Origin of the sequence: Shewanella sp. SG44-6 (assembly GCF_014164185.1) — a bacterium.
In the GTDB taxonomy this organism is placed as follows: domain Bacteria; phylum Pseudomonadota; class Gammaproteobacteria; order Enterobacterales; family Shewanellaceae; genus Shewanella; species Shewanella vesiculosa.
On record NZ_JACJER010000062.1, the window covers coordinates 16,855 to 28,655 of the forward strand.

General features: G+C 36.5%; 9 protein-coding genes. 3 read left to right on the top strand and 6 right to left on the bottom strand.

Features of this window, described 5'->3' with window-relative positions:
- Positions 1–110: 110 nt before the first annotated feature.
- On the top strand, positions 111–1,142 hold the full coding sequence (locus H5185_RS12490; protein ID WP_182742267.1) for an IS630 family transposase: 1,032 nt from the start codon (positions 111–113) through the stop codon (positions 1,140–1,142).
- A gap of 874 nt (positions 1,143–2,016) precedes the next feature.
- On the opposite strand, the gene H5185_RS12495 is transcribed toward H5185_RS12490, so the two are convergent.
- The 5 genes from H5185_RS12495 to H5185_RS12510 all read right to left on the bottom strand — a co-directional run bounded on the left by H5185_RS12495 (position 2,017) and on the right by H5185_RS12510 (position 8,367).
- Entirely contained in the window at positions 2,017–3,363 is a 1,347-nt protein-coding gene (locus H5185_RS12495; RefSeq protein ID WP_182742268.1) for an FAD-binding oxidoreductase, read from the bottom strand.
- 64 nt (positions 3,364–3,427) lie between these two features.
- Positions 3,428–4,195, bottom strand: coding sequence for an SDR family NAD(P)-dependent oxidoreductase (locus H5185_RS12500; protein ID WP_182742269.1), 768 nt, complete (start codon positions 4,193–4,195; stop codon positions 3,428–3,430).
- Positions 4,196–4,267: 72 nt separating this feature from the next.
- Entirely contained in the window at positions 4,268–4,393 is a 126-nt protein-coding gene (locus tag H5185_RS22995; RefSeq protein ID WP_259396217.1) for a hypothetical protein, read from the bottom strand.
- A 160-nt stretch (positions 4,394–4,553) separates the two neighbouring features.
- Positions 4,554–5,189, bottom strand: coding sequence for a recombinase family protein (locus tag H5185_RS12505; RefSeq protein WP_182742270.1), 636 nt, complete (start codon positions 5,187–5,189; stop codon positions 4,554–4,556).
- 166 nt (positions 5,190–5,355) lie between these two features.
- On the bottom strand, positions 5,356–8,367 hold the full coding sequence (locus tag H5185_RS12510) for a Tn3 family transposase (protein WP_182742274.1): 3,012 nt from the start codon (positions 8,365–8,367) through the stop codon (positions 5,356–5,358).
- A gap of 78 nt (positions 8,368–8,445) precedes the next feature.
- On the opposite strand from H5185_RS12510, the gene H5185_RS12515 reads away from it, so the two are divergent.
- Together H5185_RS12515 and H5185_RS12520 are read left to right on the top strand one after the other, a co-directional pair.
- Positions 8,446–9,117, top strand: coding sequence for a hypothetical protein (locus H5185_RS12515; RefSeq protein ID WP_182742271.1), 672 nt, complete (start codon positions 8,446–8,448; stop codon positions 9,115–9,117).
- Between the two features lie 44 nt (positions 9,118–9,161).
- A complete protein-coding gene (locus H5185_RS12520; protein WP_182742272.1) occupies positions 9,162–9,617 on the top strand; it encodes a hypothetical protein in 456 nt (151 codons plus the stop codon).
- Positions 9,618–9,695: 78 nt separating this feature from the next.
- Here H5185_RS12520 and H5185_RS12525 read toward each other — a convergent pair whose 3' ends face one another.
- Positions 9,696–11,474: a DUF262 domain-containing protein gene (locus H5185_RS12525; RefSeq protein ID WP_182742273.1), complete on the bottom strand. Its 1,779-nt coding sequence runs from the start codon at positions 11,472–11,474 to the stop codon at positions 9,696–9,698.
- Positions 11,475–11,801: the final 327 nt, after the last annotated feature.

Below are 11,801 nucleotides of genomic sequence, written 5' to 3' on the forward strand. Positions count from 1 at the left end.
AATCTTCAACCACACTAGGAAACAGCAGTTCGCGCTAACCAAGAGAGCCAAATATACCTGTGATCATTGAAAGTGCTTGATTTTATCGATAATGAGATCATGATAGCGGCATGAGAAATATAACGCTGTCAGTAGAGCAAGAAGCCACATTAGAAGCTCGTCACAAAAAATCACGTGATAAACGTGAAAGTGACCGAATTAAAGCCGTTTTATTGCGTAATGAAGGTTGGCCTACACCTATGATTGCACAAGTATTACGTGTGCATGAAACCAGTGTGGTGCGATTTATCGATAATTACTTAGACAGTGAAAAATTAACAATAGAAAGTGGTGGTTCTCAAAGCCACCTAACCGTTGAACAAACGAAGCAACTCATCGAACACTTATGTGACGTTACTTATCTCCACGCACATCAAATACAGACTCATATTCAAGAAACATATGACGTAGCCTACAAAATTTCAGGATTAAATAAATGGCTACATCAGCATAACTTCAGTTACAAAAAACCTAAAGGTGTACCTCATAAGTTTGATGAAGAAAAACAAGCTGAATTCATAGCGTATTACAAACAGCTCAAGTTAGCGCTATTGCCTGACGAGCGGTTATTATTCATGGATGCGGTCCACCCAATGCAAGCCACTAAAATAACTGCCGGGTGGATAAGAACAGGCGAAGATAAAGCGATAAAAACAACGGGCAGTCGCTCTCGTATTAATGTTGTAGGTGCTATTGAACTAGGTCATTTAGAAAAAGCGGTTATTAAACAATATGAGAAAACAGTGAACGGTGAAGCCATTGTTGATTTTCTGGCGAATGTACGTCAGAGCTACGAGAGTAGTGGGACAATCAAATTAGTATTGGATGGGGCGGGTTATCACCGCTCAGATATTGTTAAAAAGGAAGCTGAAAGGTTAAATATCGAGCTAATATATTTACCACCGTATAGCCCTAATTTGAACCCAATAGAGCGACTTTGGAAAGTGATGAATGAAAAGGCTAGAAATGGAGAATATTTTTCCTCGACGAAAGAGTTTCGTCGGCGAATAAGTGAATTTTTTACTATCACATTACCTAAAATTTCCGGCAGTCTAGATAGCTGGATCAATGACAATTTTCAGATTTTAAAACCCGCACTTTGAATGGTGACGGGTATAAAACAATGAGTTTAAGCCAATAATAAAAAATATTTTTCGCGCTGACTTTTTCTTTCCTACCCTTTCAAGTTCAAAATATATTATTTTCAAAAATATTTTAAACTTTTTTCAATTACTACGATAAGATCAAATATATAACCAATAATATATTTATCTGGCCTACATTTGACAACACATACTAAACCCAAGAAGCATCTGAGTTTTACCTCACAGAGGAAATCATTTTCCGCGGTGCTTAATGCAATGCCTGAGATAAGAGATAAATCTAAATCTACCTATATTCAACACGACATTGTCATGAGTGCTTTTGCCTGTATGTACTTTCAAGATCCCTCCTAGCTTTTTAAAAACGCTTAGAGAACAAGCTAAACAGCAGTAACCTGAAAACACTCTTTGACGTGAAAGATATTCCTAAAGATACTCATATAGAAATCTCATCCGTGTAAGTGGCACGTTTTCGACTCTACAGGCTAAGCTTAATGATCACTGTAATGAGGAACTAGTTATGAAACTATATGGTGGAATAGACTTAGATTCAAATAATAGTGTTTTCAACTTAGTAGATGAAAATGCCAATGTTGTACTAAAAAAACGATATTAAGACTATCATTCTTCTTTTGGAGCCCTATTGGGCTATTTACCTCATAGTTACGTAAAATGACAACAATCAATGATGCATTTATATACTATTGTTTAACTACGGCTGAAAAAAAGTGGCTAATGTTTTGAGAGCATCGATTGTTCTAGTCTGCTAGCACTCTATAATTCCATGGTTTTAACCGAGTTAGTTCAAATGTTTCAATATATGTATACGGGTTGAGTAATTGATAACAATTGACTATTCAGTATATTGGTGCATCTACTTGGACAAAATCCCACTGAACAAATTTTGGGGATCATACAAGGATTTAATTATTTTTAGTCTTTCAAAATGTTCGCCGAAGTAGCACCTACTCTCATCCAACTCAATATCTTCATAATTTTGATAAGCATTCCCATTAAAGAAAGGGCTTAATGCCTGATAACTTTCATTCACCCAGTCTTTAACAAAGTCTGGTACAAAATCTCCTGCATACAACCCTGTTATACTACAAATATACTGAGAGTTTCGATGAATAAATGCTGTACTTGATCTATCAACTTTGTTTATCGCCCCACCTAGTGGATCTAACATTATTCCCCCTGAAGCGACGGGACATCGTTTATTTACTGCTATTATTAACTTAGTGAGTTTGTCAGTAAGAGGGCCGTCAATAAATCCGTGTTTCCAATAAATCGCTAGCCCTTCTTGATAATGTGCAGACTGAAGCTCCAAATAAGGTCTAGTCTTGAGATCTGATGTCAATGGTTTAGCCCAATTTAGGAGTTTACTAAATAGTTGTTCACTTTTTAGTCTGTTACCAAAGTAAAACCCAAATACAGATATAATCGGATTGGACGTCTGATCACTGGACGTAAAGATATACAAGAATAAATCATCTGGGGCATCAGACATTAGCTTTTGATAGTTTTTAAAAATCAAGTTAGCTAAGTTAATAGACCAACTAATAGTTCCTCCGTATACCAATTCAGGCATAGGGTGAAGTTGGTAGTCAATTTGAGTGATGACCCCAAATTGATTACTTCCTGCACCTCTTAACGCCCAAAATAAGTCCTTATAACTGTGTTCATTGACCTTTATTAAATTCCCTGCTGCGGTAAGCATTGTAAATTGCACTGCGTTGTCGCATGTAAGTCCATATTTTCTCGATAAAAAACCTATACCTCCACCCAATGTCGCTCCCACCACCCCGACTGAGCTACAAGTCCCAAGTGGTAGGGCGAGCTTATGTTCCTGAGTTGCATGGTCTAATTCTTGGTTAAGCACACCAGCATCAACACTTACTATTTTTAAATCATGATCAATATTGATAGTTTTCAAAGCTCGCATATCAATAGCGACCCCACCATCTATCAGACAGCTACCACAAATACTATGACCTCCTCCTCTTAGACTGATAGGTAGATGGTGTTTAGTCGCAAATTCTATAGTTTTAATGATGTCTGTGACATCAAGAATAACCACAATCATTAATGGCATTTTATGAATAGCGCGATTAAATAAGTAACAGCTAGCTTGATATCCATGGTCTGAAGATAATAACAAGTCACCTGAGATAGTTTTTTTCAGCGTTTCAAGATCTGAAATTAGTTTGCTTTCAGTCATATTTCACCTAAATTATTTCGTAGATAGATCTGGGGATTCCGCCTAAATGACAAGAAAAATATTTCTAATTTTCATTAATATTTAGCCAAAATGAGTGGTGTTTTTCTTCATAAATATCCCATATATTTTGATTGAAATCGTGTACATCAACGGTCAATAACAACCACTTAAGGAAATCTGCAACAACACTAGGCACCAACAATTTATTGTCTGCATATAATGCAGATATTGCTTCAACCATAGGAAGTTCATTTGGATCAGCCTGCCGGATTTGTTCTTGCATTGGTGTATCTACCATCCCAGGAGAAACAAGGCAAAAAGCAACTTTATTAATAGGAAACTCAGCTTTAAAACATTCGTAAACCATTTGTTGTCCAGCTTTACTAACACAATAACTGCTTGCACCAAAAACCGGGTGAATGATTGGTTCACTGGTAATAAATAACACCCTACTGTTATTGAATTTATTTATTAATAATTGAGTTAGGAATAAAGGCGCTTCCACATTGGTCTGTTGTGATTTTCGCCAATCATCGAGTTTGAGTTTTTTAATGCTATTTAGCGGGTGAACGGTGGCAGCTGAATGCACCAAACAGTCAATTTTCGAGTATTGAGAAAGAGCTGATACAACGTCCTTCCGCCCATCAGGAGAAGCAATATCAGCCTCAATCGTCAACACTTTTTTTGGAAATAGAGCTTGTAATTTCGATAGCATATTACCGCGCCTACCAATCGCGATAACTAGTATGTTGGACTCGCTTAGCAATAAAGTTTTAGATAACTGAAACCCTATTCCAGAACTAGCTCCAGTGATGACTACAATTTTTGACATGAACTTCTCCCTAGCAATATTAATAGTTCGACCTCTGTTTATTGTGTATTTTTAGTCAGTTTATAGTCACTATTATATGACTGACTGTTCACTACCTTCCAAAACCATCGTTTTTTCTAAAGAGGAATGTTTGATAGCACTTTTATCAAACTCACGGCTCCCCCCCTTGTTAATCTTACCTTTTTCACGAGTATCCATGCAAAACTTTTATTTTCCCCCATTCAATATAACGAGCGCCTTTAAAGTCAAGAAGATTTTATCTATAGATTAAATACTGTAATGTGACTTTGAGTATGTGAATTTTGCACGTTTTTGGCTGCTAAGTTTCTGTATAATGATCATAATCTATTCAACTTATTTAGGTATCAAAACTTTTTTGCTTTAGTTTTTTTGAAACTTTGGAAATTGTAGTGCGAGAACAGCTCAAAATATGTTGAATATAGTCATAGGATTTTTTATCCGACAACAAACCTTCAATCTTTTGTTGTAACTCTATATCAGTTGGTCGACCTAGGTAGCGACCTTCTGATTTAGCTTTGACAATACCTTCTTTTTGGCGTCTTCTTCGATCTTCATAGTCCTTTCTAGCAATAGCCGCGAGCATATCGAGCATCAAGTCATTAATGGCTGATAACATTCTTCCGGTAAATTCATCACTGACTACTGCAAACTGGTGACTCGTTGGTAAATCTAACGAAACAACCCTTAAACCTTTTGCCTTTATAATTGATTTGAGCGAGTACCAATCATCATCTTTTAACCTTGATATACGATCTATTTGCTCTACGAGTACGACATCTCCTTTCTGAGCTATCTCAAGCAACCTAAACAATTCAGGTCTTTGAAGTTTGGCTCCAGATTCATTTTCTGCAAAGAATGCTGATATGACAAGCTTATGCTCACTAGCAAATCGTATTAATGAATCTCTTGCGCGTCCCGCATCTTGCTCTTTGGTTGAAGCTCTTAAATAAGCGTAAGTTCGAAAAGTACTCATGAGTTAGATAGTCCATTTTACATAGTCTCTTTAGTTCAGTTCATTATACATAGTATTTATAACTTAATGGACTATTATAATACTTGATTTTAAGTGGTCTCGTTAAGGTATACCTTATTAATACCATATGAAAGAGTGTATATTTACTATCACATAGCTTGTTTGTTCAATCGACACTATCAATTGTTTCAATACCATTGAGTAAACCGATTAAATCAATTTCCTTACGATCTTTATTAAATGCATATTCTCCATTCAAGTTTATATGTTGCCAAGCGACAGGTGATAACCTTGAAATAATATCAACCACGTCTTGTCTGCCGTTCTTTTCTTGAATTTGTAAAAATGCCGATAATAATGCTGAATTATAATAAATAATACAGTTTGAAATAAGTCGAGCGCAGTCGTTCCATTGTGATACTTGGTAATCATTACCTCCACGAAATTTATTACCATTAACGGAAGTTATAGCTCGTTTTAATTGGTGGTACGCTTCACCTCTGTTCAAGGCTTGTTGAACAAAATGGCGCAGCGTTGAATTATCAACATACTCCAAAACATAAATAGATTTGATCAAACGGTCGTATTCATGAAGAGCTGCCAATGTACGACTCTTGCCGTTGCTCAACTTTCTAATAATTGTGCTCTGTGTAGTGGTTTTTCGACTCAATGAACACACGATATGTTGAATTTCATCCCATTCTTCAGTAATGAGTTTATGGTTAATTTCCTTTATCAATTGAATGTGACCTCCATTTTCTTCAGACACTTCAAATAAATTAAAAAACACCTTTTTCATTTTTGCGTATCGAGGGGCGAACGTATAGCCAAATAAATCCAATATAGCGAAATTGACATTGTTGGTACCATGCGTATCGGTCGATAACGTATTGGGCTGTATTTCAGATGAATTATTGTAAAGTAAGTCAAATGCAAAGTGACCTTCATACTCATTAGCGCCTATAACTTGCGTACTCACTGGCACATGATTTGAAACCAGCGTTAATGCAGATACACCCTTACCTTTGGAGAAGTACTTTGATGAATAACGTGCCTTAAACGTATTAATTCGACACTCAAATTTTTGACCATCAATACTTGAAAATAACTGGTTATCATCAACATGGTAATATGCAAATATTGGCAACGTTGCTATGGCATTGGAAACCTTGTCATTCGACTGAGTTAACGTTTCATATCGTATATAACTATCATCTACACTGCGTAATTTACCCATTGAACGGTCGGAGATATTCGCCATTTTATATAAACCATAATTGGTACCATTCGCTAAAACACAAGCGATCAGATCTTCTTTGTTAGCGGGTGATTTTTCTTTATTAACTGAAATGTGAGTGAATGATTTTAAATAATCGGTCTTTTGGTCAACAAACAACATGAGTTCAACAATACCCATATGTTGAATTTGACTATAAAGAGGATTTTCGATAGTTTCTTGCCATCGTTTATTCGGAATAGACCACTTAAGTTCGGCCTTACCAGGAATAAACTCAACGTACTTATTATCCCCACTAAAAATATGCTCACTCACTTCCTTGAACTTTGCTTCTAACTGTTTACTCTTATCTTCTAGCGTCTTATTAATAGGAATGACAAGCTTATCAAGCCCCGTATTTTCAATGATTTGAGCTTTATGCTCCCAATCTTTAGGTTGGATCAAGTCAGAGGTTAAGCTTCTATTATTTACACTTTCTTTAACGGTCAAGTTATTGCTATGAAATAGCTGCTCTGCTTTTCGGTAAAGGAAGTACTCAAACCGATTGGCAATTAATTTTGTATTATCACCTTCGAAATATTCACGTTCACTTTTAGGTACCACATCTATGTTCATTGTTTTTATAGTTTTTAATGCGGCTAATTCTTCGTGAGCAGCGGTGTATTGTTCGCGCAATTCGTCTTTAAGGTGAATGAACTCGATATCAATAGACAAAAAGAGTGAGCGTATAAGTTTTTTAATTTTACTCGATTGTTTATCGATAAATTGCCATTCATATTCACGACCATCAAAGTCATTATTATCTAAGTGATCGCTTAATAGCTTAATGCTCTCTGCGGGGATAACCTCAAAGGCTTTCTTACGCACATCACCAAAAGTAAGGCTATCGTCCATGTCGGTATCGATAAAATACTTTAATAAACTACCAGCGGATTTTAGTTTGGTTCTAACAATATTGACATCTTCAATAATGCGCTGCTTTGCGTAGCCTTTGGCTGACTCCGTTAATTTTCTGATCATATAGATAAATGCAGAGACTAAGTTATCGTTGGTTTCTCGGTACCTAAAAAATAAATAGCAAACAAGGTATAAAATAGTCTGGCTGTCATGGTGTCTTCTGAGTTTATAAACGGACTTGTGTTTAACTAATGACGCGTAGTATTCAAGGTTTTTAGGGGATAGCTCCAGTTCTGTAATAAGTACTTTAATTTCAGGGTAAAGTGAACGTATGATTTTATGTGTCTTCAGCTCTTGTGCTATTTGACTGGCCGAGAAGTCCTTAGCCATCATTTTTAATTTGGCTAAGTCTGTAAAAGTGCTATTTGATTCAAGTAACTTAAGTAACGTTGCTTTTGTGGTTTGGGTTAAGTTCTCATTGAGTACAAGCTCAATGCGGCTTCGTTCATTTGATAATACCGTTGATATAGTATCTTGCAGCGTTGTATAACCCGCTAGCGCTATTCTGTTTTGACCAAAATAAGCAATGCACTCATCGAAAACATATCGAGGCTCTAAATTGATTTTTACGACATCATTAAGCCTTTTAAGTAGTGGCTCTTTATCTACTTTACTTTGAAAAATAGAAAAACCGGTATAATTAAGTAGTTTTTTAAACAACTTTGTTTTTGTTGTTCGAGATAAGTCAGCCAACATCATATCTTTGCCATTGAAATATTTACTCCTGACATAATCAAGATCGGCTATAACCTCATCAAATGAAAAGTTAAAAATGATAGGACGTGATCTGAAGTAGCCTAATAGAAGGATAAAATATACTCGGGTTTCTAATCGCCTTAGCTCATTAACGAGTTTTTGGGTTTCACTATCCAATGAAAAATAGTCTTCCCTGTCTGTACGGTTAAAGTTAGGAAGGGCGTAAAGTTCGTTTATTTCAGACGATGTGAGTATTTGAATACGTTTAGTGGTTGGGCTAGTGATGATGCTTGACCTTTATAGTTATTTTACACCATCATAACTTATGAATGGTCAATAAATAACCTTAAGGTTCATTTCGAGGGGATGGGCACAAAACCCCTACAAGAAAATAAAGAATTAGAGGTCACTAGAATAAGCCTGATTAATGAATTAGATGGCATCAAAACTTATATTAATGCATACCGTAACGAATATGATGATTGTCAGAGGCAAATACAACATGTAAGGGAGGTGCTTGAGTCTACTCAACAGCAAACAAAAATGGCCAAAGCTCGGTATGTCGAGATGGTAGCAGCTGCAAAGTCAGCATTTAACAGTACGGTCCACCAGCTGGAGCAAGATGCATTAACTGAGTATGCGATCCAGAATATAGTAACTCTTGATCGACTAAGAGAAGAAACGATTGACCAGATAAATAATGAACATCGTTATCGAAGAGACGAAATTGGAGCATTCGAAGTAGCGTTACAAGCAAAAAAGATAGAGCTTAGCCATATCGAACTTGTGATAGAAAATAATTTAGCAAAGGAAGTATACCTGGGTGAACTCGAAAATCACCTTGAATCGCAACTTAATAATTTTAAGCAGAAAGAATTGGAATGGAAAAAAGCGGCACTCGCTAATTCATCAATTAAGAGGCATTTTAGCCGTTTGGAGCCAGATTTGAGGGACATGTGTCGGAAGGGGGGGATTCCATGGCCATTCAATAGTTCTCTTTTGTCAGAGTTGTCGCCATCAGAAGGCAGTAAGCAATAAAACATGATATCAAACAAAATGTAAATTATTTTGGAGTGCTCTAAATGGATTTAATAGAAATGCCAGAATTTAATATTTTAGGCCCATATACCACAATTTTCCTTTTGTCTGTAATAGCTTATCAATATGTGAAATTTAGGAATTTGAAAGCTTGGTGGTGGGAGGGGATGCTTAAGGTCGAAGAATTAAAGCTAGAGCTTGAAGAGTGCATCTTTGATAAGGCTAAAATACAAGAAGAGTCAAAATGGTTGTCTCTTGCTGCAGGTGAACTAATACATGGTTTAGGTAACCAGATAGTGGATAAAAGAATAACACTGGGAGAATTGACACATGATGATGGGGTAAAATTGCAATTGTTAGGTCATGCTTTGCGTCGTGAGTTGATAAGTGACAATCTTGAACCAGAATTAATAGAGACGGGCTTAGTTGACCCAGAGGCAATGACACCGGCGAAAGTGGTAGATATTGCGGATACCATTATAATTAATGGGACCCCCTAGAATCAAAGCTTCCCAGATTAAAAGGCCTGCTAATGCTGGCCTTTTATATAAACTTTATGTGTTTACTGGTAACTACAACTAGCGCCCCTGATTATAGTTTGTGGTTAATGCAATTATTTCTAATGTGGATCTCATTTTATCCGTAGTGGTACCCTGTCTTAGGTACATTTCATCATCAAGGGTACATGGATGCCCAACACTTTTAACCTCAATTCTAATTAAGTGTTTCCCTCTGTAATCACATACCCTCATATCTTTAAGGATTTGTTGCTTAAGCTTAATGTCAAAATTAAAAGCTTCAATTTTTTGTTTAAGAGCACTGAAATATAAATCAAGATTACCATAGAGAACATTAGCCTCATGGTCAATGCCGGTAATGTAAAACCCATTAGATTCAATACTATCAACTTGATATAGCTCTTTAGACCTGTTTGCACAGCTCGGTGTGTCAGCAACGCCTATCAAAACAAACCCTTTGGCTTCTTTGCCAATATTATTAATACCAACACATGTTGCAATAATCTGTCTTAGTGATTCGTCATTGAATGTATGTTTTCCGTTAAGCGTGACTAACCCCTGTTTAAAGTCATAGTTAGCTTGTTCCGTTTTGGAGCTAACTAAAACTGAATTAATCTCAGTAACCCAAGCAGAGTTTTCTCTTCCAATCGGGCTCAATATGAAATATCTATCAATCAATGCCGCTAGGTCATCAACACTCCTTTGTCTAGAAGTAGCAGCCCACCGGCCACCATCAGTAACCTTGATGATATTATCTCCGATATGCTTTAGTTTATTAATTAGTCCCTGAAAATCAGATATGATTTTATTTTGATTGATGAGGATTTCGTACATAGCTAAAAAGACCGCTTGATAATATCTAGGACACATTTTGGAGGCCGAGTTATCGCCTAGAATATGCTTTTTAAAATGAATACCATTTGATTCGAATAGCAGCTTTATTTGCTCATACACAAATATCATATTTTCCATCAACTTATCTTCACTATAAGTTTGAATGAACAGCTCGAGCTTTTCCATTTGTTCAATAGAGTGTGCGCTATCTTTTACCCCGTAGAACTCATCAAGAACAGTGGCCCCAGAAGGCGGTTTTTTTTCAAGACAAATATACCCTAAGATATTTGCTATTAACTCTTCATCGTCGGACTCTCTAATACTGAGTCTAGTTAGTACTCCGTTAGTCACATAGAAGTGGTCACTAATGCTGACGCCGTAATCAAGATTTTCACCGCTAATCGATATTTGGCTCATTGCATTGAGGTTCAATACATCTGAATGCGAAGTATCCCCTCTAATGATGGTTGCGACCTTTCTAACGAGTTCTGAGAAGTTAGTTACTCTGCCGGCGCTTCTTAACTCCTGCTTAGAAAGCGTTCTGCCGTTTGAGTTAATTCGTCTAAATACTTCATCGATATCTTTCTCTTCAGATGAGTATTCAGATACGGCAAATTTATATCGAGCAAATAGCGTGGAAGTTTGCCGGTCTAATCTTGGCTCTTTCTGCATAATTTTCCCAGAGTCCTTAAGCCCTTTGGTTAACGCAGTAGAATCTAAATCAAAATAGTTACCCTCGAAATCGAAGCGCTGTTCTATGAAGCTCATGATCGCTTCTAGACGCTGCATTCCATCCAGAATCTCTTTGTTCTCTCCGACTTTGACAAAAAGTAATAAAGGAATAGGGTAGGCTTCAATGATAGATGAAATTAGAGCGCGTTTCTCATCGATAGACCATACCAGTTTACGTTGGTATCTTCGGTTTACGATTAACACTTCTTTGAAAAACAAGTCATACAATTCTTCAATAGCTTTAGAGTCAATATCTAAGTTAGCGGTTAACATTAATCAGTTCCTTTGTTTGAAAATGCCATGTGATGGGAATATAAGCAGAGTAACTCATTTATAATTAAGCTTAATATACACCGAAATAAGTTAATACCTAACATAGGTTAAGTACTTTGGTCTTGGTTATCCTATTTAATGCAAGGGGGGTGTGAGGTGTAAGTGCTATGCCGAGATGCGTATTTATCTGCAGGTTCATGTTGAGGTCCGGCCGGTAAAAGTGTTGGAATTAGCCACTTCGAGTATAACTAACTGAATAATAAAGATTTAATCAACCAGCAACTCAAATGACATTGGTTTAACCTGCTTGGTCAAATCCAGCTCAAA

Bases quoted from the DNA above. Each gene is read 5' to 3' on its own strand.
- H5185_RS12490 (WP_182742267.1), top strand. From the start codon at position 111: ATGAGAAATATAACGCTGTCAGTAGAGCAAGAAGCCACATTAGAAGCT.
- H5185_RS12495 (WP_182742268.1), bottom strand. From the start codon at position 3,363: ATGACTGAAAGCAAACTAATTTCAGATCTTGAAACGCTGAAAAAAACT.
- H5185_RS12500 (WP_182742269.1), bottom strand. From the start codon at position 4,195: ATGTCAAAAATTGTAGTCATCACTGGAGCTAGTTCTGGAATAGGGTTT.
- H5185_RS22995 (WP_259396217.1), bottom strand. From the start codon at position 4,393: ATGGATACTCGTGAAAAAGGTAAGATTAACAAGGGGGGGAGCCGTGAG.
- H5185_RS12505 (WP_182742270.1), bottom strand. From the start codon at position 5,189: ATGAGTACTTTTCGAACTTACGCTTATTTAAGAGCTTCAACCAAAGAG.
- H5185_RS12515 (WP_182742271.1), top strand. From the start codon at position 8,446: ATGGGCACAAAACCCCTACAAGAAAATAAAGAATTAGAGGTCACTAGA.
- H5185_RS12520 (WP_182742272.1), top strand. From the start codon at position 9,162: ATGGATTTAATAGAAATGCCAGAATTTAATATTTTAGGCCCATATACC.
- H5185_RS12525 (WP_182742273.1), bottom strand. From the start codon at position 11,474: ATGTTAACCGCTAACTTAGATATTGACTCTAAAGCTATTGAAGAATTG.